25 protein-coding genes are annotated in these 25613 nt (G+C 64.5%); 14 read left to right on the forward strand and 11 right to left on the reverse strand.

Annotation, left to right across the window (positions count from 1 at the left end; genetic code table 11):
* Positions 1-7: 7 nt before the first annotated feature.
* From CH281_RS23505 to CH281_RS23520, 4 genes are read right to left on the reverse strand one after another with little or no spacing between them, the layout of a single operon-like run.
* Entirely contained in the window at positions 8-1246 is a 1239-nt protein-coding gene (locus tag CH281_RS23505) for a lipase family protein (protein ID WP_256984012.1), read from the reverse strand.
* Complete coding sequence (locus CH281_RS23510) at positions 1243-1920, reverse strand: YveK family protein (protein ID WP_094695648.1); 678 nt, start codon at positions 1918-1920, stop codon at positions 1243-1245. The genes CH281_RS23505 and CH281_RS23510 overlap by 4 nt, the downstream gene beginning before the upstream one ends.
* Positions 1917-3161 carry a lipase family protein gene (locus tag CH281_RS23515; RefSeq protein WP_094695649.1) on the reverse strand — a complete coding sequence of 415 codons (1245 nt, stop codon included), beginning with the start codon at positions 3159-3161 and terminating at the stop codon, positions 1917-1919. The genes CH281_RS23510 and CH281_RS23515 overlap by 4 nt, the downstream gene beginning before the upstream one ends.
* A 4-nt stretch (positions 3162-3165) precedes the next feature.
* On the reverse strand, positions 3166-4605 hold the full coding sequence (locus CH281_RS23520; RefSeq protein ID WP_094695650.1) for a polysaccharide biosynthesis tyrosine autokinase: 1440 nt from the start codon (positions 4603-4605) through the stop codon (positions 3166-3168).
* A 109-nt stretch (positions 4606-4714) separates the two neighbouring features.
* On the opposite strand from CH281_RS23520, the gene CH281_RS23525 reads away from it, so the two are divergent.
* From CH281_RS23525 to CH281_RS23570, 10 genes are all read left to right on the forward strand, one after another.
* A complete protein-coding gene (locus tag CH281_RS23525; RefSeq protein ID WP_256984013.1) occupies positions 4715-6136 on the forward strand; it encodes an O-antigen ligase family protein in 1422 nt (473 codons plus the stop codon).
* Between the two features lie 109 nt (positions 6137-6245).
* Positions 6246-7772 (forward strand): cellulase family glycosylhydrolase, encoded by a 1527-nt coding sequence (locus CH281_RS23530; RefSeq protein ID WP_094695651.1) that lies wholly within the window; start codon positions 6246-6248, stop codon positions 7770-7772.
* A gap of 428 nt (positions 7773-8200) precedes the next feature.
* The gene (locus tag CH281_RS23535) at positions 8201-9337 is read left to right on the forward strand and encodes a glycosyltransferase (protein ID WP_094695652.1); all 1137 of its coding nucleotides are present in this window, start codon (positions 8201-8203) and stop codon (positions 9335-9337) included.
* The gene (locus tag CH281_RS23540) at positions 9334-10329 is read left to right on the forward strand and encodes a GDP-mannose 4,6-dehydratase (protein WP_032392185.1); all 996 of its coding nucleotides are present in this window, start codon (positions 9334-9336) and stop codon (positions 10327-10329) included. Before CH281_RS23535 ends, CH281_RS23540 begins: the two co-directional genes overlap by 4 nt.
* Positions 10326-11300, forward strand: a complete 975-nt coding sequence (locus tag CH281_RS23545; protein ID WP_256984014.1) for a GDP-mannose 4,6-dehydratase — start codon at positions 10326-10328, stop codon at positions 11298-11300. The genes CH281_RS23540 and CH281_RS23545 overlap by 4 nt, the downstream gene beginning before the upstream one ends.
* Positions 11297-11911 (forward strand): acyltransferase, encoded by a 615-nt coding sequence (locus CH281_RS23550; RefSeq protein WP_032366996.1) that lies wholly within the window; start codon positions 11297-11299, stop codon positions 11909-11911. Before CH281_RS23545 ends, CH281_RS23550 begins: the two co-directional genes overlap by 4 nt.
* Positions 11911-12978: a glycosyltransferase gene (locus tag CH281_RS23555; protein WP_256984015.1), complete on the forward strand. Its 1068-nt coding sequence runs from the start codon at positions 11911-11913 to the stop codon at positions 12976-12978. The genes CH281_RS23550 and CH281_RS23555 overlap by 1 nt, the downstream gene beginning before the upstream one ends.
* On the forward strand, positions 12966-14120 hold the full coding sequence (locus CH281_RS23560; protein ID WP_256984017.1) for a lipopolysaccharide biosynthesis protein: 1155 nt from the start codon (positions 12966-12968) through the stop codon (positions 14118-14120). The genes CH281_RS23555 and CH281_RS23560 overlap by 13 nt, the downstream gene beginning before the upstream one ends.
* Entirely contained in the window at positions 14117-15232 is a 1116-nt protein-coding gene (locus tag CH281_RS23565) for a glycosyltransferase (protein WP_094621402.1), read from the forward strand. Before CH281_RS23560 ends, CH281_RS23565 begins: the two co-directional genes overlap by 4 nt.
* Before the next feature lie 4 nt (positions 15233-15236).
* Positions 15237-16265 (forward strand): hypothetical protein, encoded by a 1029-nt coding sequence (locus CH281_RS23570; RefSeq protein ID WP_094695653.1) that lies wholly within the window; start codon positions 15237-15239, stop codon positions 16263-16265.
* Positions 16266-16379: 114 nt separating this feature from the next.
* Here CH281_RS23570 and CH281_RS23575 read toward each other — a convergent pair whose 3' ends face one another.
* Both CH281_RS23575 and CH281_RS23580 read right to left on the reverse strand, forming a co-directional pair.
* Complete coding sequence (locus CH281_RS23575; protein WP_094695654.1) at positions 16380-17921, reverse strand: MFS transporter; 1542 nt, start codon at positions 17919-17921, stop codon at positions 16380-16382.
* Positions 17922-18248: 327 nt separating this feature from the next.
* The gene (locus CH281_RS23580; RefSeq protein WP_094695795.1) at positions 18249-18647 is read right to left on the reverse strand and encodes a GNAT family N-acetyltransferase; all 399 of its coding nucleotides are present in this window, start codon (positions 18645-18647) and stop codon (positions 18249-18251) included.
* Between the two features lie 77 nt (positions 18648-18724).
* Here CH281_RS23580 and CH281_RS23585 point away from each other — a divergent pair, with 77 nt between their 5' ends.
* Complete coding sequence (locus CH281_RS23585) at positions 18725-19399, forward strand: TetR/AcrR family transcriptional regulator (protein ID WP_032389735.1); 675 nt, start codon at positions 18725-18727, stop codon at positions 19397-19399.
* On the opposite strand, the gene CH281_RS23590 is transcribed toward CH281_RS23585, so the two are convergent.
* Together CH281_RS23590 and CH281_RS23595 are read right to left on the reverse strand one after the other, a co-directional pair.
* Positions 19383-19997: a LysE family translocator gene (locus tag CH281_RS23590; protein ID WP_032392167.1), complete on the reverse strand. Its 615-nt coding sequence runs from the start codon at positions 19995-19997 to the stop codon at positions 19383-19385. The genes CH281_RS23585 and CH281_RS23590 overlap by 17 nt on opposite strands.
* Positions 19994-21007 carry a redoxin family protein gene (locus CH281_RS23595; RefSeq protein WP_218829793.1) on the reverse strand — a complete coding sequence of 338 codons (1014 nt, stop codon included), beginning with the start codon at positions 21005-21007 and terminating at the stop codon, positions 19994-19996. Before CH281_RS23595 ends, CH281_RS23590 begins: the two co-directional genes overlap by 4 nt.
* A gap of 136 nt (positions 21008-21143) precedes the next feature.
* Between CH281_RS23595 and CH281_RS23600 the strand changes: the two genes are divergently transcribed.
* Positions 21144-22298, forward strand: a complete 1155-nt coding sequence (locus CH281_RS23600; RefSeq protein ID WP_094695655.1) for an FAD-dependent oxidoreductase — start codon at positions 21144-21146, stop codon at positions 22296-22298.
* On the opposite strand, the gene CH281_RS23605 is transcribed toward CH281_RS23600, so the two are convergent.
* The gene (locus CH281_RS23605) at positions 22261-23124 is read right to left on the reverse strand and encodes a helix-turn-helix transcriptional regulator (RefSeq protein WP_094695656.1); all 864 of its coding nucleotides are present in this window, start codon (positions 23122-23124) and stop codon (positions 22261-22263) included. The genes CH281_RS23600 and CH281_RS23605 overlap by 38 nt on opposite strands.
* A 150-nt stretch (positions 23125-23274) precedes the next feature.
* Between CH281_RS23605 and CH281_RS23610 the strand changes: the two genes are divergently transcribed.
* Positions 23275-24054 (forward strand): NAD(P)H-dependent oxidoreductase, encoded by a 780-nt coding sequence (locus CH281_RS23610; RefSeq protein WP_094695657.1) that lies wholly within the window; start codon positions 23275-23277, stop codon positions 24052-24054.
* On the opposite strand, the gene CH281_RS23615 is transcribed toward CH281_RS23610, so the two are convergent.
* A complete protein-coding gene (locus tag CH281_RS23615) occupies positions 24055-24624 on the reverse strand; it encodes a CGNR zinc finger domain-containing protein (protein WP_094695658.1) in 570 nt (189 codons plus the stop codon).
* A gap of 66 nt (positions 24625-24690) precedes the next feature.
* On the opposite strand from CH281_RS23615, the gene CH281_RS23620 reads away from it, so the two are divergent.
* Positions 24691-25104 (forward strand): hypothetical protein, encoded by a 414-nt coding sequence (locus CH281_RS23620; protein ID WP_256984019.1) that lies wholly within the window; start codon positions 24691-24693, stop codon positions 25102-25104.
* Positions 25105-25175: 71 nt separating this feature from the next.
* Here the strand turns inward: CH281_RS23620 and CH281_RS23625 are convergent, their stop codons facing one another.
* A complete protein-coding gene (locus CH281_RS23625; RefSeq protein ID WP_256984020.1) occupies positions 25176-25571 on the reverse strand; it encodes a DinB family protein in 396 nt (131 codons plus the stop codon).
* Positions 25572-25613 lie beyond the last annotated feature (42 nt).

Consider the following 25613-nt stretch of genomic DNA (forward strand, 5'->3'; position numbering starts at 1 on the left):
TTCGAGGTCACGGTGCCGGAGGTGAAGCCGGGCAGAAGTTGACGGCCGGAGTACCGGCGAACCGGTCGTTCAGCCATCCGAACGCAGCAGCACCGTCGATGTCTGCGTGACCGGAATTGGGTTGTAGTACAGATTGAATGGTGTCGCCGCTGCCACACCCGGCCGCAATGGCGGCATCGGTCCACGGCTGCGAGATCAACGTGTCCTGGCCACCGTAGATCACCAGCATCGGAGCGGCAGCAGGAGACTTCGGCAGGCTCATCGCACGGAGGTAGCCCTCGAGCACCGCGGTGGCTTCCGGAGATGCCGGGCGCAGATCGTCGTCGTCGATCTGCGCGGCGAGCGAGGTCCGATCTGCAGCGAGCGCTCCGCCGCACGCGGAGAACTCCTCCCACTTCTCGGCGACGATGCCCCTGCGGTAGTCGTCCAGATCGAGCTCCGGATAGGACTTCGACAGGCCCACCAACACCCACTGCAGCAGGGGCTTCTGGTCTGCAGTGAGTGTGCCGTTCGCTGCAGCCGACGCCAGCCCGGTGATGTCTGCTGCCGGTACCAGGCTGACCGAGCCGACCATGTCCAGGCCGGCTCCGTAGGTGGTCGCGAGTTCGTTTGCCGCCCAGGCTGCTTGGCCACCCTGCGATCCGCCGAACGACGCCCACCGCGTCGAGGTGTTCGGTACCAGCTTGCGAGCGGCACGTACCGAGTCGATCAGGTTGTTTCCGACGGTCCGTGCGTCCAGGTAAGGATGGTACGAACCGTCCAGACCGAGACCCTGATAGTCCGATACCGCCACCACGTGTCCGGAACGCACGAGCGCGGCGACGATCTGGGAACTCCCGAGCAGTTCAGGATCCGTCGACGGGCCGCAATCGGGCAACACGCCCGTGGTGCCGTGACCGTAGGCGATGATCGGCCAACCACCCTCGGGTGCAGTGCCTTCCGGGGCGAAGATGGTGCCCGATACCCGCTGCGTCGAACCGTCGACGCCCGAGGTGGACTCGTAGACCACCCGCGCGGCGACGGAGGAGATACCGCTCAACCGTCGGTCGATGGTGAGCAGCTCCTCCGCGCTGTCGAGAGATCCTGGGCCGTCGTCGCTGAAATCGGCCGTCAGGGACGCACCGAATGCCGCCGATTCCGGGTCTACCGCGGGTGCGTCCGACGAGCAGCCCGACGCCGCCAGCATCAGTGCCAGCGCACCCGCCCCGGTAGCTCTGCGCAACAGCGGTATTCGATCCTTCGTCACAGTCTCTCCCCCATGCTCTGCTTCACGATGTCCTCCACCTGATCGCGGTGGACAATCGAATCCCCTGTGATGCCCCGCGCCAGCACGAGCACGCCGGACACCATGATCCCCGCGACGGCCCCCAGCATCACGTTGTTGCCCACGATCGGGGACGACGCCGAGCTCGGTGTGGTGGCCGCGTCGACCAAAGTCACCGCCGACACCGGCCCGTTGTTCCCCAGATCGATCTCCCCGACGAGCTTGATGAGCTGCACTGCAACCGAATTGGCAACGTCACGCGCACGCTCTGCATCGGCGTTCACCACCGAGATGTCGATGAGCGCCGAACCGGGACTCGGCACCACGGTGATGTCGTTCTTCAGGTCCGCCGGTTCCACCGGTAAGCCCTGCGAGGCGATGACCCGGCGCAACACCTGCTCACCGGTGGCCAGCTGCACATACGATTCCACCCGAACCAACGAACTTCGGTTGCCGTCGAGCGAGTTCTTCGGTGACACCGGGCCCGGCGCAGTGACGAACACGCGCGAGGTGGCGGTGTACGACGGCTCCACCAGATACGTCAAAAGCCACGCGGCACCGGCCGACAACACGGCGGCCGCGAGGATCAGTGCCCAGCCGGACAACAGCATTCGGCCGTAGTCCTTGAGTCTCGGCACGCCGGCAGGAGCGATCATCGATTCAACTCGCACGTATCGACGGGTCGCTGTCCAGCGAACATGCTCTTGACCCACGGCAGCGACCTACTGCTGTCCAGATCACCATGGCCCTCGCCCTGATGCAGCTCGTACTCGACGACGTCGCCCGACGCGCACGCTCGCTGCAGCGCCTTCTCCGTCCACGGCTGAAGAATCAGATCGTCCTCACTGCCGTACATGACCAACAGCGGCGTGCGCGAACCCCGCTGCGGCAGTGCCATATCCGAGAGGTATCCGCGCAGACGATCGGTCGCCTCGACGCTCACCGGCTTCAGATCCGCAGCCTGCACCCGCGTCTGCAAGTCGGGAACGTCCAACGACCCGGGCGGGACGCACTCCATCAGGTCGTCCCATCGCTCCCGGGCGAAGCCGGATCGATAGTCGTCCAGGTTCATCTCGGGATGCGAGATCGCCAACGAATGCAGGGCGTACATCAGCAGTGGGTACTGAGCCCGGGTGAGGGTTTCGTTTGCGGCGGCGTCGGCCAGGCCCGTCATGTCCGAGACCGGCACCATCGCCGCGGTGCCGACCAGCTCGAGCCCGCCGCCGTACTCGGCATTGCGATCACTCGCCGCCCATGCGGCCATCCCGCCGAGCGAGACGCCGTACGCCGACCACCGTGAACTCAGCGTGGGCAGGAAGTTCCTGGCGGCCCGCACCGCGTCGATCATGTTGTAGCCGAACGTCTTCGCGTCCAGGTAGGGGTGGTACGAGCCCTCGAGCCCCAGACCCTGATAGTCGCTCATCGTCACGGCGAAGCCGTTGAGGACGAGGGCGGCCACGATGGGTGCGTTGCCGAGCAGGTTCGCATACAGGGAAGGGCCGCACGCGCTGAGCACTCCCGTGGTGCCGTGCCCGAACGACACCACCGGCCACCCGCCCTCGGGAGAAGTGCCGGCCGGAACGACGACGGTCCCCGAGACCTCCGTCGGCAGGCCGGTGACGCCCGACGTCGACCGATAGACCACCCGGGTTGCCGTCGCACCCAGTTCGCTGATGTCGACGGCGATGTCCCGAATCGACTCGGCCGAGATCAACGACCCTGGCTCCGTACCACCGAAATTCGACGGTGGCGGTGATTCCGAAGCCCGCGCCTGCGCGGTGACGGGAGCCGTGGGGGCATCGGGAGGGAGCACCACCGACGGCTGCTGGGAGCAGGAGATCGATACTGCCGCGGCGGTCAGGACGACACCGACCCGCACCGCGAACCTCGGTGACATCGAGCTAGCCTCTGCTCGCCGACGGGCTCGCAGAATCGCTCGTTGCCGCGGCATGCCGACGTGCGGTGGAGTAGGGCTTCGCGGATGACGCTGCAGTCGAACTACTGTCGTCGGTGGCCGCGGGGGGTGCGGTCTTCGACGACCGTCGCGTCGAGGGCTCGAACGTGGTCACCACACCCAGCACGGTGCCGCCGACGCCGTCGAGCACCTTGATTGCACGTCGGAGCTTGTCTCGGGTGGTGCGGCCCGTCCGCGCCAGAACTAGTGCGCCGTCGGCCAATGCGGTGAGAATCGCGCCGTCGGTGGCGTCGAGCAGGGGTGGGGTGTCGACAATGACGTAGCGGTAGTCGCCGCGCAACGACTCCAGCAGCAGCTGCGCTCGATCCGATCCGAGGAGTTCGCTGGGGTTCGGCGGCACCGGGCCCGTCGGCAATACCGACACGCCACCGAACGCGCTGGGAACGATGGCGTCCTCCACGTGGTGCTCGCCGGAGAGCACTGTCGACAGGCCCCTGTCCTGGTTCAGACCCAACCGGGAGCCCAGGGCAGCGTCGCGCAGATCGCCACCGACGAGCAACACGGTGTGTCCCGCCTCGGCGAGAATCGCCGAGAGATCGATGGCCGTACTGGTGCGGCCCTCCCCGGAGGAGGCACTGGTGACGGCGATGACCCGGGGCGGGGACCCACCGCCCAGGAATCGAATGTTGGTGCGCAGAGCGCGAAGCGGCTCCCCCAGCTCGGTCATCGAGGCCACTGCAGAACCGGGTCGCGTCGTGTCGACCGGAAGTCCGCCCAGCACGGCCTTGCCCGAGATCTCCTCTGCCCGAGTCCGATCGCGAATCGAGCGATCGAGCAGCCCGCGCAGCAGCGCGAGCGCCACCCCGAGGACGAACCCGATGGCACCGCCGAGTCCGAGTGCGGTGGGTAGCCCCATGCCGATGGGCGTGGACGGCACGTCGCCCTGGTCGACGATGGTCGCGCCGGCCGCGGCGCTGCCCCCTCGTTGCGACGTTTCGAGTTCTTGAATCACCTGGGTGAGCTGCCCGGCGACTGCGTTGGTCAACACCTGGGTGACCGCGGGGTCGGGGTCGGTGGCGCACAGATCGAGCAGCACGGTCTTCTCGATGGGTGTTGCGGTGACGCGCGAGCGGAGGTCGTCGGCGGACATCTGCAACTGCAATTGATCCACCGCTCGCTGGGCAACCTGTGCGCTGGTGGCCAATCCGGCGTAGGACGTCACCCGTTCCTGCGAGAACAGGTTGTTCTGGTAGGCCTCACCGACCGAGCTGCCGCCTTCGGTGGTGACGAACAATCGGGCGCAAGCTTGATACTGCGGCGTCGTGAAGAGTGTGTAGGCCCATCCCGCGGCGATGCCGAGGACCGTCGCCAGTGCCACGATCCACCAACCCGCGCGAAGAATGCGGCCGTATTCTCGAATCTCCACGCGATCTCCCATCGAAAACCTTCGGTAGTGGCAAAGAATAAAGCGCAGCGAAGGATTCGGCACGGCGTACGTGTTGCGAGCGAATGAAACCGTGACAACATCAGAGCCCATGAGCATCACGCCACGACTTCACGCGGCAGCCATCGTGGCCGTTCCCGTGATCGTCACTGCCGCCATGATCGTGGGCGGAACCGCGGCCACCGTGGGTGTGTTCGCCCTCGTCGTACTGGCCGTCGGCGTGTACATAGGCCTACGTCATCCGCTGTATTTGTCTCGTGCGCTTGCCTTCTCGCTCGGGGCCCTGCCGTTCGGCTACGTGCCCGGCGTTCACGTACCGTTGGTGTTCGCGTTGGGTATCGCCGTCGTTCTCGCGACAGTGATTCACCGCACAGCGGTGAGCCGCATCACATGGCCCGAAATACCGATGATCGCGCTGATAATTCTCTCGGCCTTGTCGTTGTTCGCGACGAGTGGTGCGCTGGTCGATTACGTCGAATTCGGCCAATGGCTCGTCTCGACCCTCGTCGTGATCTGCCTCTTGCGCTTGCCGCGTGAGGAATTGGCGCTGTTCGGCAGAATTTACGTCTACGCGGCCTCGGCCGCTGCCGCATTCGCTCTGATCGTCTTCGTCGCCGATCCCGCCGGAAAACTCATTCGCTATCTGTCGATATTCGGCTACGGAGTCGAGGAGGAAAGCACTCGGTTCGTCTACAGCAGCTCGGGTGCCGCCACCGTTCGCCTGGCCGGGACGTACATCGACCCCAACGCAGCCGGCATCGGTTTCGTGCTCGCGTTGATGCTGTGCATCCTGCTCCTGCGGGGACAGCTGCGGACTGTGCTTGCGGCACTGCTGTTTCTGTCGATCGTGCTGACGCTCTCGAGGGCCGCACTGTTCTCGGTGGTGTTCGGGGTGGTGCTGATGCTGCTGTTCCAGCAGCTGCGCACCCGTGAGCGGCTGGCCATCGTCGGAGCCTTCGCCGCGGCCTTCGTCGGGGCTCTCGCGGTTCCCAGTGTGCGGAGCCGCGTCTTCTCCTCGTTCGGCAACGAAGACGCCGGATCGAGCGCACGCGGTGACGCGTTGGTCGAGTTCCCCGGGCACATGCAGGGTCACTGGATGTTCGGACTCGGCTGGGGCCGTGCAGAATTCAAAGACCCCACGGTCGCTTTCGAGGTGAACTACGTCGCCAACACCCCGCTGCTGACCATCTACCGCGGCGGCCTCGTAGCCGGAATTGCCTTCGTCGCCATCCTCGTCGTCATCGCGATCGCGGGCTACCGGTTACTGCGCTCACGGCGCTGGGAAGACGGGTTCTACGGCGGCGGAATGATCGGCTTCGCGGTCGTCGCGTTGCAGCTCGACTTCCCCGTCGTCACCATCCCGGCCACCACGATGGCGTTTTCCGTGATGTACGCGTTCCTCGTCTACGCATGGGAAAAGTCGTCGGAAACCAAGGACGACGCCGAAGCCGACCCGCAGCTGAATTCGAAAAGCTTGGTTTCACGGCACGACACTCGACCAGCGGTTTCATAAGAATTCCGGATCTCGTTTCGATTTGCACGAAAGCGTGTTTGTAGTGCAATGATTCAGCACACCGGCCCGTCGAATTGTTGGTACGGACCCCTGGTGGAAAGAATTCGAGATGGTTCATATTCGTGGCCGCATTCGCACAGCGATCACGGCAGCAGCCGTTCTGATCGTCGCTGCCGGCCTCGCGTCCGGAACGACCTCAGTACTGACGCCACCGGACCACCTCGTCGGCGGCCAATCGCGCGCGGAGGCTGCCCCGAATCCGCCCGGCGTCGGCATCTCCGACGGCGGCGGACTGCTGTGGGCCACGGACGCAGAACTCGACACCACCGTGCAATTCGTCACCGCCGCAGGCATCAAATCGATGCGCGTGGCCATCCCGTGGTCGACCGTCGAATACACCAAGAATCAGCTCGACTGGACAGCTGTGGATCGCGTCGTGAACAAGCTGCGCGCTGCCAACATCTCGATGCTGGGCATCATCGCCTACACCCCGCCGTGGGCGACCTCCCCGGTGAACCAGACCATCAGCACCCGTCCCGCGTCACCGGCCGCCTTCGGCGATTTCGCCGGTAAAGCCGCTGCTCGATACAAGGGCAAGGTGGCCGACTACGAGATCTGGAACGAACCCAACGGCTCGATGTTCTACGCACCGCAGCCCGACGCCGCCGGCTACACCGCGCTGCTGAAAGCGGCGTATCCCAAGATCAAAGCGGCAGACTCCGCAGCCACCGTCGTCGGCGGCGTGCTCGGTGCCACCGAGGACGGCTACGGCAACGTCAACCCCGTCACGTTCACCAACCAGATGTATTCCGCCGGTGCCGCAGGCTCGTTCGACGCCCTCTCCTACCACCCGTATCAATATTCGTTGAAGTTCTCCGAGGGCCCGTACGTCGACCACGCCCCGGCCCGCCAGGTGCTCGACATGCGCGCGGCCATGGTCGCCAACGGCGACGGCAACAAGAAGATCTGGGCCACCGAATACGGGGTGCCCACCTCGGTGGCGACCGAGGACCAACAGAACGCGATGATCACGGACTTCGTCACCAAATGGCGGGAGCTGCCCTATGCCGGGCCGATCTTCCTGTACCAGCTGCGCGACAAGCAGACCGGCAGCAACGACCCGGAGATGACCTTCGGCCTGCTGCACACCGACTGGTCAGCCAAGCCCGCACTGTGGGGGCTGATGAACCTGCTGCAGAACAACATTCCCCGTACAGCCGAATACACCCGCTTCGCGGCCGCGCCGAACAACTCCGGTGCCGTACTCGGCCCGGTGTTCCCCGTCCGCGACACCTGGGCGCAGTACCGCCAGGACGCGGTGCTGTACGAGCGACCCAACGGATTCGTCGCCGTACCGCGCGCTGTCGCAGAAGCGGTGCGCCCGACCGGGTTCCTGCCCACCACTCCGTTCAACGGCACGTACCAGGACTTCGACAGCCCCTACGGCCTGCGGGTGTTCTCCACCGCCGTCGGCGGTACCCACAACATCGGCGGCGGCATCTTCGCGGCCTGGGACCCCACGCTGGGCCCGGCCACGAGCGACGAGATTCCGCAGTACGGCGGAGGAGTGCGGGTCACGTTCCAGTACGGAGCCATCACATGGACACCATGGGTCGGCACCACCGTCACTCGGTGAATTTTTCGCCCGTTCGATCAACAATTCATCTATCCAATGAATGGTGAAATACGTTCTCACCGATCATTTCTCGACGCCTCTATTGCGTCCGCGTTAACTCTGGGCGAAGGTGCGGTTTCCGCTACGCCGCCGAGTTATTTTGCGTTGTGAACCACCTCACTTAACGCTTTCTATTTGTCCGTAAACCGGATATTCATAGACAACGAACGAATGACCCTTCGTGGCAGGATCGTGTCCATTCGTTCGCAGTCTCGTCGGGGGACACTCTGAATTCGACGCCCACCGTGCATCGGCGCACGACGGGTGTCCATTCGGCGTCTGACGCGCCCTAGCTCCATTCGAGATCGGTTTGCAACGATGGGTTTGTAGATGAAGACCAATAATGCTGATTCGCAACCTTTTCGGCCACGTGAACACGCGGACTCGGCATGACCGACACCGATGGCGTCCGTGTCGCGATCGCGCACGATTACCTGACACAACGCGGCGGGGCGGAAAAGGTCGTTCTGGCCATGGCTCGTGCGTTTCCCGAGGCCCCCATCTACACAACGTTGTTCGAGCCGACGACCACCTTCCCGGAGTTCTCCGGGCTGGACGTTCGGCCCTCGACGTTGAACCGGGTCGGGTTTCTCCGCAAGAACCACCGCGCTGCGCTTCCCCTGCTCCCCTTCGCGTCGAGCTCCATCGAGATCGACGCCGACGTGGTGCTCACCAGCACCAGCGGCTGGGCGCACGGATTCCACACCTCCGGCCGCAAGTTGATCTACTGCTACTCCCCCGCGCGGTGGCTCTACGAGTCCGAGATGTATCTGGGCGAATCCCGTAGCCCGACGAAACGTGTTGCGCTCAAGACTCTCTCGTGGCCGCTGCGCAGATGGGACCGCAAGGCCGCGTTCACGGCCGACCGCTATCTCGCGATCTCCACCGTGGTGCAGCAGCGAATCGCCGATGCCTACGGCATCACGTCCACCGTGGTGCCCGCCCCGTTCACCGTCGAGACAGCACCTGCAGAGCCCATACCCGACGCCGCCGCCTGGCTCGACGGTTCCAGCTACTACCTGTGCATCTCGCGCCTGCTGCCGTACAAGAACGTCGACAAAGTGATGGCCGCGTTCGACGGCACCGACCGCAGACTGATCGTCGTCGGCCGCGGCCCCGAGGCGGACAGACTGCGAAAACTCAAGTCCGACAACGTCCTCATGCTCAGCGATCTGACGTCCGGTCAGATGACGTGGCTCTACCAGGGCTGTAACGGATTGATCGCCGCCAGCTATGAAGATTACGGACTGACCCCCATCGAAGCGGGTTACCACGGCAAGCCCAGTGCAGTGCTGCGCTGGGGCGGCTTTCTCGACACCGTCGAAGAAGGCGTGTCCGGTGTGTACTTCGATGAGCCGCAGCCCGATTCGATCCGACGGGCCGTCACCGAACTCGAAGCGACCACCTGGGAGCCGTCGAAAATCAAGGAACACGTCGAACAGTTCGGCGAGGACACCTTCGCTGCCGAACTGAACGCTGCAGTAACCGAGCTCCACACGGGAACCATCGAGAGGGCAGCGTCGTGACCAAGCGCGCATTGATCACCGGAATCACTGGACAAGACGGCCTCTACCTTGCCGAGCTGCTACTGAGCAAGGGCTACAAAGTGTTCGGTCTGCTACGCGGACAGAACAATCCGAAAGCAACGATGCTCGAGCAGGTGCTGCCGCAGGTCGAGATCCTGCACGGCGACCTGCTCGATCTCTCGGCGCTGATGCGGGCCTTCGCCGTGGCCGACCCCGACGAGGTCTACAACCTGGGAGCGGTGTCGTTCGTGGCGTACTCCTGGGAGAACGCCCGTCTGACCACCGATGTCACCGGCGGCGGAGTGCTCAACATGCTCGAGTCGACGCGGCTGTACGAGCAGGTCGCCGGCAAGCAGGTGCGGTTCTACCAGGCGTCGAGCAGTGAAATGTTCGGCAAGGTGCAGCAGGTACCGCAGCGCGAGGAGACGTTGCTGTGGCCGCGCTCTCCGTACGGCGTCGCCAAGGTCTACGGCCACTACATGACCATCAACTACCGCGAGTCCTACGGCATGCACGCCAGCTCGGGCATCCTGTTCAATCACGAATCACCCCGCCGTGGGCCGGAATTCGTCACCCGCAAGATCTCGCAGGCCGTCGCCCGCATCGCCCTGGGGTTGCAGAGCGAGATCTCACTGGGCAACCTCGACGCCAAGCGCGACTGGGGCTTCGCCGGCGATTACGTCGAAGCCATGTATCTGATGCTGCAGCAGGACGAGGCCGACGACTACGTCATCTCCACCGGCGAGACCCACTCGATTCGGGAACTGCTCGATCACGCCTTCGCCGCCGTGGGCATCGTCGACTGGGAGCCCTACGTCAAGATCGACCCGCGCTACTTCCGGCCGGCCGAGGTCGACCTATTGGTCGGCGACTCCGCCAAGGCGCACGCGGTACTGGGCTGGAAGCCGAAAGTTGCCTTCCCCGAACTGGTTGCGATGATGGTGCAGAACGACCTCGCCGAGCAATCGCCCGACACGGCTGCAATCGCGTGAAACCCGGGCAGTGCCCCACCGCACTGATCACCGGGGTGGGCGGCCAGGACGGCAGCTACCTGTCGGAGTTGCTCCTCGAACGCGGGTGGTCGGTACACGGCGTCGCCAAGCCCGGCGCGACACCCGACACGGTCGGTGCAGGCGTGACGCGACACGACGTCGAACTGAGCGATCACGGGGTCACCCGCGCACTGATCCGCGACGTCGCACCCGACTACGTCTTCCACCTCGCGGGCATCTCGTCGGTGTGGCGATCCTGGAACGACCCGGTGCTCACCACCCGAGTCAACGGAGTCTCCGCGGCCGCCCTGCTGGATGCGTGCTTCACCCAGCAGGAGGCGTCGGGCAGACGCGTGGTGATGATCAACGCCTCCAGCGCCGAGATCCTCGCCGGATCAGGCGTCAGCCTGCAGAACGAGTCCACGCGGGTGGCACCGACGTCACCGTACGGTGCGTCGAAAGCGCTGAGCCACAACATGGTCGAGGTGTATCGCTCGCGGGGACTGGAGGCGACGAACGCCATTCTGTTCAATCACGAATCACCCCGTCGACCCGACAGTTTCGTGACCCGCAAGATCACCAAGGCCGCCGCGTCCATCGCCCGCGGCAGTCTCGACTTTCTCGAGCTCGGCAATCTCACCTCGGTCCGCGACTGGGGTTGGGCACCGGACTACGTGGACGCGATGGCGGCGATGGCCGAGTACGGCAAGGGCGACGACTTCGTCGTGGCGACAGGCCGGGCGCACAGCGTCGCCGACTTCGTGGCCGCGGCCTTCGCGGCCGTGAACATCGACAACTGGCGCGACTACGTCCGGAGCGATTCCGAGATGCTCAGACCCGCCGATTCGGCCAGGATGGTGGGCGACGCCACCAAGGCCCGAACTCTGCTGGGCTGGGCACCGACCAAGGACTTCGACCAAATAGTCCGTGCGATGGTCGAATTCGACATGACCGAGGAGATGGCAGCATGACAGCGGTGGAACGTCCGACGGACACCGAGCCCGAGATCTTCGAGGTGTCGAACTACAAGATGCAGGACATCACGTTCAAGCGGAAGCTACGCAATCGCGTCGGCACCCTCGGCTTCAACATGATCGTCACCTACATTCCGTCGCACTGGATTCGACAGAACTTCCTGCGCGCGTTCGGTGCGACCATCGGCAAGGACGTGTCGATCTTCCGCGGTACCACCATCCTCGATCCCGAGGGCCTCACCATCGGCGACGCCTGCTCCATCGGATTTCGGTGCATGCTCGACGCCCGAGGCGGCATCACGATCGGCAGCAACGTCGTCATCGCCAGTGACACGCACATCATCGGCGGTTACCACGACCACAACTCCCCGGAGTTCACCCCGATCCTCGAACCGTGCGTCATCGGCGACTACGTGTGGATCGCCAGTCGCAGCACACTGCTGAGCGGAGTCACGCTGGGTCGCGGTGCCGTCGTCGGCGGCTGCTCGATGGTCCGCGGCGACGTCGGCGAACTCGAAGTCGTCGCCGGCGTGCCGGCCAAGGTGCGGGCCATGCGAGACCCGAAGGCCCTCGCGTACCGCCCGAAGTATCGGCCCCTGTTCTACTGATGATCCTGCGCGACTGCCGACTCGTCTACATCGCTCCCCGCTCCGGGGTCGGCGGTGTGGGCGACTATGCCGACGACTTCGCCGCGGCCGTACGACCGCACTTCGGCGAAGTGGTCGAGTACCGCCACGACGGACCGGGATCGCACTCGGTGCGCGATATTCTGGGGCACCGCAGAGCAATTCGAGAGCTCGTCGACGCCGACCCCGAGCGGACGATCGTGCACTGCGAGTTCAGCGGCGGCTCGGTGATGCCGTTCTGGGCCACGGCACGGCTCACGGGAAATCCCATGGTAACGGCCACCGTGCACGATCCGCCCGGCATCGTCTGGTGGCCTGCCCGCACCAAGTTCCTGGCGAGCAAGAAGGTGCTCAACCACGGCCTGCACTATCCACTCCGGAAGGCGTGGCGTCGCCTCGAACGCAGCGTGGTGGGCAGCCGAACCCTGTTCGCACTCACCCGCTCCGGGGCCGATTCGCTCGAGCGCGCCTACCCGGACGTCACGGCCGAGGCCGTCATGCATTTCGTCCCCGAACGCCCCGACCTGACTCCCGCCGAGGATCGACCGTTGGCCGTCGGGCTGTTCGGGTTCGTCTACCGGGGTAAGGGATTCGATCAGCTGCAACAGCTTCGGGATCGCCTGCCGAAGGAGATCGTCATCCGCATCGCCGGTCGTGGGACCGAACTACTCGACCCGGTCGACGGGGTCGAGATCCTCGGCGAGGTGAACGGACCGGACGAGGATGCGTTCTTCGGCTCCATCCGTGCCCTGGTGGTCCCCTACGGCAAGCGGTCCGTCTACGGCGATGCCTTCCCCGCGTCGGGATCGGTGAGCCGCGCCGTGGCCTACGGAACTCCGGTGGTGTGTCTCGAAGAAGGCGCACTGTCCGAAACCGACGGTGGCGCATTGGTTGTGGCCGGTGGAACCGACGAGATCGCCGACGCCACCGCCCGCCTCGTCACCGACCGCGAGGCCCTGACCCGGCTGCGCCGCGAAGTGGAGACCCTACGGAGCGCCAATGCTCCTCACCTGGTGGCCGAGAACTTCGTAGCGGTGTGGTCGAAGTGAACGGCAATCTGCTCAAGGCCGGAGTCGCGGCGCTGTGGACGTACGGGGGCCGCGGCATCGGTCTGCTGTGGACCATCGCACTGATCGCCAAGCTTGGCATCTCCGATTACGGCCAGTACGCGATGGCGTTCGCGCTCGCCGCGATACTCGCAGCGCCGCTGGATCATCCGTTCACCGTGCGGTCCATACGCGTCGCAGAGCGAGAGTTTCTGGGCGAGCGCACCACTCGCGTTCTCACCGGTACCGCTCTGATCGTGGCCGGGTTGTGCCTGATTCCGGTGAGCTACATCGCCTGGTTCGCGCTCGTCATCGGCGGCGGCGAACTGGTCTTCAACGCCTACAAGAGCCAAGCCCTACGCGACGGCCGCCCCGATCTCACCCAGCGCATGGACACCACGCGTCAGGCCACGTCCATCGCGCTCGCCACGGCATACCTGTTCGTGATCCCCGAGCCGACATTGGTCGTGGCCAGTCTCCTGTACGCGGCACCGTATTTCGTCATCGCCGTACTCTCCGCACTGCGGTCCCGTGGGGCGGCACCGCGGCTGCCCGGCTCGTGGCGCGAGATGTCGATGTTGTTCTCGGAGAACCTCGCCAATGCCGTCTACATCCAGGGTGACGTGTTACTGCTCGGCTTCCTCACCGACTCCACCGTCGCGGGTTACTACTCCGTCGCCTCGGTGACGGCCTGGGCAGTGGCGTTCGTCGGTCAGGCCTTCGGCCACACCTTCCACGAGAAGCTGCGTGCAGCAGACGGATCGGTCACTGCCGGTCCGGCGTTGAAGCACACGACGATGCTCGGCTGCGCCGCGGGATCGCTGCTGCTGGCGGCGGGCACCGTACTGCTCTTCACCCCGGCCTCCCCTCAGGTGGCAGGTGCACTGATGGTCATGTCGTTGTTCGTCGTGATGCGCGTGCTCAACCACGTCTTCACCACCGTGCTCTACCTCCAGCATCGAGACCGCACCCGAGTGTTGGCTGCCGCGACATTGGCACCGCTGAAGATGCTGCTCGTGGTGTGTCTGTTCCCCCTCGGTGCCATCGGTGCGGCCATCGCGTCGGTGATCACCGACGCCGTTCTGCTCGTCTGGTTCATGCGCGCCCTGTATCTCGATCCGGTGAAAGAAGAGGTGCGGCAATGAGACGCGCAACATTCTTGCTGTCCAAGGACCCCGTTACGGAGCACGGCGGCGACATCGCACTGTCGCGGTTGATGATGCAACTCGCGCGGGAGGCGTTCGAGGTTCGCTCGATCTGCCTGTCGAAGGAAACCGATGTCGTCGCCGACGTGGTCCGCGTACCCAAGCCGAAGGTCGACGCCCGGTTGCTGCTGAAGTCCCTGCGGCCGACCCGATCGGTTGTCCACGGACGCTACGACATCGACGCCCTCCGCGACGCCATCGACGCTTCCGAGTCGGATGTGTATGTGGCCGAACACAGTTACATGGCCGAGTCGTTTCTGCGGTCGGCCAAGTTCGGATCACCGTTCGCGATCAACACCGTCAACACCGAATCCCAGGTGTGGAAGGTGACCCGCGGGTCGATCGGCCGAGTCGAGGCACCCCGCATCCTGCGTGACGAGATTCGCGTCGCCCGTGCCGCGGATGCCGTCGGAACCTACGATGCCGACGAAGCACAGATGTACCGTGACCACGGGGTACGGGATGCTCGGTGGATCGATCTCACCCTCGAACCCGCGCCGCAGCTCGACTTGTCCGAGACCGCGAAACGTCTGGTGTTCATGGGGACTCGTGACTGGCCACCGAACCAGGAGGCCTTCAAGATCGCGCTCGACTACTGGCCGGCGATCTCCGCAGGCATCGAGGGTGCCGAACTGTGCATCATCGGTGCGAAGGCCCCGGGTGCCAAGGATCCTGTCTACCCGGCGGGTGTGCGAGACCTCGGCTTCGTCGACGACCTGCAGGAATTCCTCGGCACGTGCCGTGCTCTGATCGCGCCGGTCGCCACCGGCGGCGGGGTTCGCGTCAAGATTCTCGACGCGGCGAGCAAGGGCCTGCCCGTCGTCGGTACGTCGGCGGCCGTCGGGTCGCTCGATTCCATCTTCGAGCTCCCCACGTTCGACGACACAGAGCAGTTCATCGCCGAGTGTCGCCACTACTTGCTCGACCGCACCGCTGCGGTCAAGGCGGGCGAACGCATCTACGAACTCAATACCGCCCGCTGGCACGACCGCGTCCCCCATACGACAGTCGAAGCCCTGATCAGCGCGCCGCTGACAACGACCAGAGGATGACCGCATGACTTTTCGCTCCCGCGTGCTGACCGTTGCCGCGGCCGCTGTTGTCGCCGTCGGGCTCTCGGCTCCCGCCGCCCATGCCGGCCCGCCTGCGGGTCTCGGGTTCACCAGCGGTGCAGCCTTTCTCGGCCTCGACGACGCCACGTTGAACAACGAGTTCGGTGCCGGCCGTGAGATAGGTGCCTCGTGGGTACGAGTGGTCGTCAACTGGGCGGCAATCGAAGCCGCACCGGGTGTGTTCGATTGGGGCAACACCGATCGCGTGATCAATGCTGCAACAGCGCTGGGCTATTCGGTACTCGCAGTCCTCGGCGGTACGCCCGGATGGGCTCAGGGCGGCGTCGCGTCACCGCTGCCCGGTGCAGTTCCCCTCGACCCCAACGCCTTCGGTGCGTTCGCCGGGGCCGCAGCCGCCCATCTGGGCAATCGCGTCGACAGCTACGAGGTGTGGAACGAGCCGAACATTCCGACGTTCTTCGCACCCGTCGATGCCGCTCGCTACACCGGCCTGCTGCGTGCTGCCTACCCTGCAATTCACAACGCCGACTCCGACGCGACGGTGCTCAGCGCCGGGCTTGCCACCACCATGGACTTCGGGTCGTGGACCGTCGCCCCAGTGACGTTCCTGCGGCAGATGTACGCCGCCGGGGCAGCCGGATTCATGGATGCTGTTGCGCTGCATCCCTACACGTTCCCCTTCACCGTCGAGAACGACCCCAACGGTCAATGGGCGCAGGTGGATCAGGCCTACGCCACCATGGCCACCAACGGTGACGGGGGCAAGAAGATCTGGATCACCGAGCTGGGCGCACCCACCGGCAACGGCCCCATGGCCGTGTCCGAGGACGCGCAAGCAGCCATTATCGGATCGAGCCTGAACAAGGCGTCGACCCTGCCCTACATCGGACCGGTCTTCGTCCACTCGCTGCGTGACTCCGGAACCGACCCCGCCGACTCCGAACAGAACTTCGGACTACTGCGGGCAGACTTCACCCACAAGCCGGCATTCGACGTGGTGCGGGGGCCGTAGCACTGCAACTCGCGCTCCACTCTGGGCCCTATGTCGCGGAATCCCGGCTGCAGAACCGTCGAGTGGAGCGTTCTGTGCGACGACCCTTTCTGCATGCGTCGCGTCGGATCATCCCTACTTCGTGAATTGCTCGATCGGCCGGCGAGATCGGTGCAGCGGGTGTCGCACTCGAGCTTCGACGGCGGCGCCGCGATCTGACCGCGCCCGCATCATGCCGAGCAACACGAGCGCTGCGGCTACCGCGGCGATGGCGAACCCCGCTACGGTGACTCCGGTTTGGAACGAGGCCGCTTCGTCGGCACTCCACGTTGTGGACGAGATATTGCCCGTGAAGAGCGCCGCAAGGATGGTGCCGGTGACAGCGATCCCGATGCCGGTGGCGACCTGGCTCGACGTATCGACCATGGCGGCACCGATTGTCGTGCGATTCTCCGGAAGGCCGGTCATGACATTGGTACCTGCGACGACACCCACGATGCGCATCCCGACGGCGACGAGAACGAGGGCGAGCGCGATCCAGATATAGCCGAAACGGCTACCCCCGGCGAAGACGGCGAGGCCCAGAACGACCGCCGCCGCGCTGATCCAGGCTGCGTGGTTCATCCCCACCCTGCGCAGGAATGGTGCGACGAGTCGGCCGCTGAAGAGCAACACGATGACCTGAGGGAGCATCCCTATCGATGCGAGAGCCGGCGACCAGCCCCATGCGAACTGCAACTGAAGGGTGACCATGTAGCCGAGGCCTGCGATTGCCAGACCGGAAGCGGCTTTGTAAGCGAGGCCGCTGGACACGAGTGGGAGGGCCACGAGTTCGAGGTCCAGGAGCGGGAACGTAGCGGTGCGTGCGCGGACGACGAAGAGGACTGCCGCTGCCACGGCACCGGCAGTTGACGCCCATGGCATCCACGAACCTGCGCTCTGTTCGACGAGCAGGGTCGGCGCTACGAGCACCAGGACGATGGTGGCCGTGCCGAGGAGTGCCCCCACAACGTCGAGAGGGTCGCGGTGCAACTCCTCGGGGAGGTCTTCGGCTACGCCCATGCGGATTCCGATGAATGCAAGGATCGCGATGGGTACGTTCATCAAGAGTAAAACCTGCCAGGGTGCGAAGGCCAGAACGAATCCGCCGACGGTCGGCCCGACCGCCAGTCCCACCAGGCCGACCGTCGAGATGAGGGTGAGCGCCCTCACGCGTAGCGGCTCCTCATCGAAGAGTCGGAAAGCCAGCGCCATGGAACCGGGGGTGGTCATCGCCGCAGCGACACCCATGACGGCACGGACTGCGACGAGTTGCTCGGGTGTTGTGACGAGGACGATGGCAGCGCTGGCGACGGCCAGCAGCGTCAGTCCGAGCAGCATCACACGGCGTCGGCCGAATTGGTCTGCGATGGCGCTGAACAGCAGCATCAGTCCGCCGAATACGACCGCGTAGGCACCGGTGACCCACTGGAGCGCGGTGGTCGACGCGTCGAGTTCACGCCCGATGGCGGGAAGAGCAACGTTGAGGATGGAGTTGTCGAGCATCTCGAACAGGAACACAGCCGAAAGGCCGGCTAGAGCTACCGCCGCGGCTTTCAAGGTGTGCGGACGGTGCCGCGGCGAGGGGACGTGCGCCTCGTCAGTATTGTTTGTAGCTCGCTCTTTTTTCGGGCTCATGGCACCTCTCCGGTCAAGGGAGAAGTGGCGGCTCGATAGAGCGGCGTGCGAACGCGGCTGACAGCCAGCGCTTTTACTTCCGGTGCAGTCAAATTAGCAGGCGATCGGGTCAGCAGCAACCGAACATGCCATCTTCACGGACCGCTCGCCTCGGCTCGGCTGACCACGGACTTACCGCCCGCGTTCGCCTTCGATTGCCGAACCTTCAGCTTGGACTTCGATGCCCGCGTCACCCAACAGCGCTGCCGGGACCGGGAACTACCGGTGAACCCGCGGTGAAATCGGATAACAGCCTTACCCTTCGGCTCGAATTCACGGTCGACTCAGTCACTTCAGCCGCAGCAGTCCAGCGGAGGTTGCATCGAATCCGCATGCCACAGAGTAGAATTCGACTAGATGTTCCTCGTAATCGACGTGCAGCCACTCGATATCGGTTGTACGCAGATCGGAAACGACATGAGAGACGAGCCTGGTGCCGATCGCCTGGTGTCGCCATTCCGTAGCAACTGCTGTGTCGAGCAGGAACGCGTGCTTGCCACCGTCCCATGCTGCGTTCACGAATCCGCACAGCACACTGCCATGGAAGGCACCGACCCACGACTTGCTGTGTCTGTGCAACCGAGATCCCCACGGCACCAACTCGTAGTTCCCCCCGAACGCATCGTGATGGAGCTGCGAAAGCTGGACATCATCGACGTCGAAGCGGACTCGGAAATCGATAGCCATGCCGAACAGCATAGAAATGTTGACGATAGCCCGCATTCGGTCATGGAACAACGTTCCAGTTGTGACAGGATTTGCGCATGCCCGAGAAGAAACCGACACCCACGCGACGGTCCGATGCCCTGTCCAAAGGACGCATCGTGCAGGCAGCGATCGAGATGCTCGACGAGGGTGGAACCGACGCTTTGACGTTTCGCACTCTCGCCGCACACCTGTCCACAGGTGCCGGGGCGCTCTATCACCACGTCGGCAACAGGGAAGATCTGCTCACGGCAGCGGCCAAAGCCGTCATGGCGTCGGTCTTGGAATCCTCGCCCGAAAACGAGCCGACAGAGCAGGGCGTTCGCGGCGTGATGATGAGGGTGTTCGACATGATCACCACGCGATCATGGGTGGCGACGCAACTTGCCGGTGCGCCGTGGCAGCCGGCTGTCATGCATCTGTTCGACCGCATCGGAACCGAACTGGACGTACGCGGAGTTCCGGAGAATGCGCAGTTCGACGCCGCGTCCGTGCTCATGTACCACGCCCTCGGGGCTGCGAGTCAGCGCGATGCCGGAAGGCAACTGGCCGCCACGGTGACGGACCGCGCGACATTTCTCGACTCCACACGCTCGGCGGTGACGGATACCGGCGACTATCCGTTCCTGACCCGAATCGCGTCTCAATTCGCCGAACATGACGACAGAGAACAGTTTCAGGCCGGTGTCGACATCATCCTGGCCGGCATCGACCGAACTAGCGCAAGACGATGAAGACAGCGCACAGGAGAAATACTCCGGCGGTGGTTCGGTCCACTATGCGTTGACCGCCGCGGTCGAAGAAGCGCCGAAGGCGCAATCCAGCGAGACCGTAGAGCCCGATGATCACCGCCATGACCGTGGTGAGGGTGAGTCCGAGCAACAGATAGTCGTCGAGGTGCACTTGTGTGAGGTCGATGACGCTGGGAAGTAGCGCAACGTAGAAGCCGATGGCCACGGGATTGGACATGGTGAGCACTATTCCGAGGCCGACACTGTGAGCTCGGCGGGGCGTGTCGAGTGTGGGCACTGATAGCGCCGGCGCTCCGGCTGTCCTCCACTTCTTCGCGGCGAGGTAACAGAGATACCCAGCGCCGGCCCAGGTGAGGACGCGAAGGATCGGCTCGTAGGCCGCCGTCGCCGCGGCGAGTCCTGCCATGGCCATGCCGAGGAGAGTCAACTTTCCGACGACGATGCCGGCCGCCAGTCCAGGAACGCCCCGGAACCCGGAGTCGAGGGATCGAGCCATCACCGCAACAACTTCGGGGCCGGGGGTGGCAGCCGATGCCGCGAACACTCCGGCGAACAGCGCGAGATCGGCGATGCCGATCACTGCCCGCCGCCGTCGACAGTGCGCGATGCGATCCGCGTCGGTGCCGTCTGCCGGGGGTGTTGATCGAGCCAGTCGAGGACGGTCTGCGCGTGGCGGTCCGGTGGGAACACAGGGTAGAACACGTGCTCGATGCTTCCCCCGGTGATGACGAGAGCAAGTCGTCGGTAGACCGTGAGATCGTCTGCGCTGAACGTCGGTAGTCCGATCACGTCGTGCAGAATCAGTTCGCTGTCGGTGAGCAGCGGATAGGGAAGTCGCAGTGCCCCAACCAGTTCCGATTGATATTCGACGGGTTGACTCGACAGTCCATAGACCGCGCTGATCCCGGCCTGCACCAGCTCTGCATAGTGATTACGCATGTCGCAGTTGTGCGGGCTGCATCCGCGGGCACCGGGGATGGCGTCCCAACCGTCGGGCATGTCGTGCCCTGGTGCACCGGTCATCGGAAATACATAGACCAGGACACGGCCCGTTCCGAGAGCGGCGAGGTCGACGTGACCACCGTCGGTGGACGGCAACCGGGTCGTCGGCATTGCCACCCCGCGCAGATGATCGGTCGCTCCGTCGTCGTGTGGAACGTCGAGGTCGGCCGGCAGCGGGACGAGATTGGGATTGTGCGCATCGGCGGTGGCCCACTCGTCGGCCATCCGTGCGCTTGCCTCGGCGAGGTTGGCGACCAGCGCGACGCGTTGGCGATCGAGGTCGTCGATGGCCTGTTCGACCCGCTGGATCGCCCGGCGATACCCCGACAGCGAGGCGGGGCAGGTGTCCGCGTGCAGACTTCCGGCGTTCAGGCAGTCGACGAACGGGTGCATGTCCGCGAGCGGAATTCCGAGTGCATTCAGCCGGTGGATCTGCGCGACGACTCGAATCTGGTGGCGGTCGTACATGCGGTAGCCGTTGGTTGCCCGTTCGGGGACAACGAGATTCAGTGCCTCGTAGCCACGCAACGCCTTCGACGAGGCACCGGTCTCGCGGGTCACATCTCCAACACTCAGCAGGTCGTCCATCTCCGTACCGTAAACCCGGCCCCCAGGGGACAGGTCAAACGCGAAAGGCGACCGAGGGCGTCCGCCTACTTGACAGCATTGGAACAGTGTTCCATTCTTACTTGGAACAACGTTCCAACAATGAGCGGAGACATTCATGAAGACATCCATCTCGATCATCGGTGCAGGACTCGGCGGCCTGGTGCTGGCACGAGTACTGCACGTGCACGGAATCGCCGCCACGGTGTACGAGGCCGACGCCACGCCTGACGTGCGCACCCAAGGCGGGCAGCTCGACATCCACGAGGACGACGGACAGGTCGCCCTCGCCGCGGCCGGGCTGACGGAACAGTTCCGCGCCATCATTCACGAGGGAGGCGAAGCGACTCGCGTCTTGCGTCCGAACGGTGAGGCTCTGCTCGACGAAGCCGACGACGGCACCGGAGGTCGACCGGAGGTACTGCGCGGCGACCTGCGACGCATTCTGCTCGACTCACTGCCGGCCGACACCGTTCAGTGGGGGCACAAGCACACCTCCGTCCGCCCACTGGGCAACGGGCAACACGCACTCGAGTTCGCGAACGGCGTCACTACAGTCAGCAATCTGCTCGTCGGCGCCGACGGCGCGTGGTCACGAGTCCGCTCTCTGCTCTCGGCTGCCCAACCCACCTACGTGGGCACCGTCTTCGTCGAGACCTACCTCCACGATGTCGACGTACGTCACCCCGCGACGGCCCGCGCAGTCGGCGGTGGCGCGATGTTCGCCCTCACCCCGGGCAAGGGGATCTCCGTACATCGCGAGGCAGGCGACATCCTGCACACGTACGTTCAGCTCACCCGTAGCTCCGACTGGATCGACGCGATCGACTTCACCGACACCGACTCCGCCAAAGCCGCGATCGCAGCCGAATTCGACGGTTGGGCACCGGAATTGACAGCGCTGATCACCGACGGCGAGACCGCGCTGGTTCCCCGCAAGATCTTCACGCTCCCCAACGACCACCGCTGGGACGCCACGCCGGGAGTAACCCTCGTGGGCGATGCCGCACACCTGATGCCTCCCTCCGGAGACGGCGCCAATCTGGCGATGTTCGACGGTGCCGAACTCGCTCTCGCCATTGTCGATCACCGCGACAACATCGATGCAGCCGTGTCCGTCTACGAGAAGGCCATGTTCACCCGCAGTGAAGCGGTGGCCATCCAGTCACACGAAACGCTCGACCTCTGTCTCGGGGAACGCTCCCCGTTCGGAATGATCGACCTGATCACCGGCGTCATCCCTGTGAGCTCGGGTGATCGTCTCTCGCAGTAGAAGATTCACTGCCCGACGCCGTATCGAGCGTGAGGGCTGCAAGCAGCCGCAAGCCGTCCTCGCTGGCACTGCCCGCCGCGGCACTCAGGACGATCATCTCCATGCCCGGCTCACCCGGCAGAGCGAAGTTCTCCTGATGAAGCTCCAACAAACCCACCAGCGGGTGACGGTAGGCCTTGCGCCCGTGCGTTCGAGCGCACACATCAGCGCGTGCCCACAGTCGACGGAATCGGTCACTCCTCATGGACAATTCACCGATCAGTGACGCCAACTGCGCGTCGTCCGGGTACTGCCCCGCAGCAAGCCGAAGGTGTCCGACGACATCCATGGTGCAGGTGTTCCAGTCGTCGTACAGCCCCCGCTCGGTTTCCTCGAGAAAGATGTGCCGCGCAGTGTTCAACCCCGGGATGGGTTGGCCGTACAGCACACGCGCAAGTCGGTTGCCCGCAAGCACATTCATGCGGTGATCCATGATGAACGCAGGCGCTCCCTCGACCAGATCGAGGACGCGCAGAAGTTCGGGGCGCACGCGCCCCTTTGGGGTATTCGCAGGTCGACGACGCCGACGGGCAAGCCGATCCAGGTGCGCCCGTTCGGTGTCGTCCAGAGCGAACACCCGTGCCAAGGCATCGAGAATCTGGTCGGATGGCTGTGTGGCGCGGCCCTGTTCGAGACGAACGTAGTAATCAATGCTGACGCCCGACAGGTGAGCGACCTCCTCGCGCCGCAGCCCGTCGACGCGGCGATATCGGTCGACGGGAATTCCGACGGAGGCCGGATCGACCCGGGCCCGCCGAATCCTCAAGAAGTTCGCCAAATCGTCCACACCTGAAGTATCCCTCGGATTCGTCGATCGAGAGTGGTACCGCCGATACCAGGAACACCGACCACAGGACATCGCGCCCCTGAACGAGACGGACAGAACGAGACAGGGTGAAGGCGTCACTCGAACACAACTCGACAACAGGGAGCACCCGTGAAGACGCTCATCGTCTACGCCCACCCAGAACCGCTGTCGCTCAACCACTCTCTCAAAGATGTTGCCGTCACCACATTGGAAGCCGCAGGCCACGAAGTGCAGGTGACCGATCTGTACGGATCGAAGTGGAAAGCTGCACTCGACGCGTCGGACTACGGACCTGCCGCGTCCTCGCCACTGCGGGTGGCTGCCGATTCCGGACGGGCCTTCGACTCCGGCACTCTCACGTCCGACGTCCGCACCGAGCAGGAAAAGCTGTTGTGGGCCGACACCATCATCTTCCAATTCCCCCTGTGGTGGTACTCGATGCCCGCAATCCTGAAGGGATGGGTGGACCGAGTGTTCACCTACCACTTCGCTTATGGCGTCGGCGAACACAGCGACACCAAGTACGGTGAGCGCTTCGGCGAAGGAACCCTCGCCGGCAAAAGAGCACTGCTGTCGGTCACCGTGGGCGGCCCGGAAGCCCACTACTCCGATCGGGGCATCAACGGCCCCATCGACGACCTGTTGTTCCCCATCCACCACGGTATCCTCTACTACCCGGGGATCGACGTGCTGCCTCCGTTCGTCGTCCACGGATCCGATCGATTGACGGCCGAGGAGTACGCGGTTGCAGCGAAGAACTGGGAACGGCGACTACTCGAACTCGAGACAACCGAACCAATAGCGTTCAGGAAACAGAACTTCGGCGACTACGAGATGCCGTCCCTTCGTCTCAAAGAGGGCCTCGAAGAACCCGGGCAGTCGAGTTTCGCCTTGCACGTGCGATCGTGATCATTTGTCGCCGAGCGCATTTCTGCGTTGCCGATGGTTGGCCACGTTGATCCGGTTACCGCACAGGTCGGGCATGCAATAGCGGCGTCGACCACCGCGACTGACGTCGACGAACACGCCGTTGCATGTCGGTGACGCGCACGCACGGAATCGCTCGAACCCGAGAATTCGCAGAGCACTCAGCAGGGCGTAGCCCGTGAACACGGTCAACTCCTCCGCCAGTGTGCCGACGCTCCCGGTCGTCGCTTTCCATCGCCACACGGTGCCGTCCAGCTCGACGAGTTCGACGTGATGCCGAACCGTCGACAGTAGCTCGTGCGTGAGGTCGACCAACTCCCCCGGCGACGACGCGTCGACGATCGGTCGCAAGCGCTCACGTAGCGCCCGGACCTGTTCCAGATCGCGTTCGTCGAGCGCTTCTGTTCGTACGTCGCTGTCGGCGAGGAACGCCTGTAGTGCCTGCGGGTCGCGCAGCTGGTCACCGGCGACCACCCACACCGCCGGAGAGGTGTTCACCAGTTCCGTCGCGAACGCGGCACCGTGGGTGTAATCGTCCAAAAGGGCTTGCACCGCTTACCTCCTGTCGCTACCGTAACCGAATAAAGCCACATTACTCCCTTACGGACGGATCTCGGTATGACGACGCGACAGCACTGCAGCTCCACCGCCGACGGCTATGCGCATCCCCTGACCGATCATCTTGCCGATGCACGCGATCACCTACGCCGGGCCGCGGCGTCCGCATCCCGAGCGCCTCTGGCTGGTGCCGACTTGTATTGGGCCTTAGGGATACTCGCCCAATGCACGTCGGCCGCCAACGACGTCATCCAAAGGATCGGGGTCGAAGCAGGCCAGCAGCTGCCCGACGGTTCGAATGCGAACGAGTCCGATCCGACCACGACGGCTCGCGATATCGCACTGGTCTCCGCGGTCTTATCCCTCGCCACCGCATCGGCCCGTTGCGGACCGGTGACAGCCGCGGTTACGGATGCGCAGATCGCCGTCACCGACCTGGTCGCCACGCCGACAGTCGGCAGTCGTCACGCCTGACGAAGGACGTCGCGTGTGAGCTCGAGCTGGCCGAGGTGCTGGGATAGCTCGCGCACCAGATGCGCCAACACCTATTCCGGGGTGGCGGTTGCGAGCTCCGGGCGTGTGGAACCCATGACGGTCCGATCACGAATCCCCTCGCGCAATGCCATATCCACCCACTCGGGCAGACGCGTACGAACGTCGTCGACCCGTCTGATCAGGTCATCGACCCGGCCGGTGGCAGTGAACTCCGTGGCGCGGTCCCGCGGAAGTTTCAGGCCGGCGATCACCGAGCCTCCCCAGTGCTCGATCACGGCGACACAGTGGAAGACGATTGCGTACGGACTGTTGGCGCCCGGCAGATCCGGTGTGGTGTTGGCCAGCTCGTCACCCAGGCCCCTGAGGATTTCCGTCATCGACGACAGACTCTCGCCGGTGATCACGAGAGTGGCGTCGGCTACGCGTCTTTCGGTGTCGTCCTGCATCACCGGACCGTACACCTGACCCTCTCCCCTACCCAGTGTCGA

Origin of the sequence: Rhodococcus sp. 06-221-2 (assembly GCF_002258365.1) — a bacterium.
GTDB lineage: Bacteria > Actinomycetota > Actinomycetes > Mycobacteriales > Mycobacteriaceae > Rhodococcoides > Rhodococcoides fascians.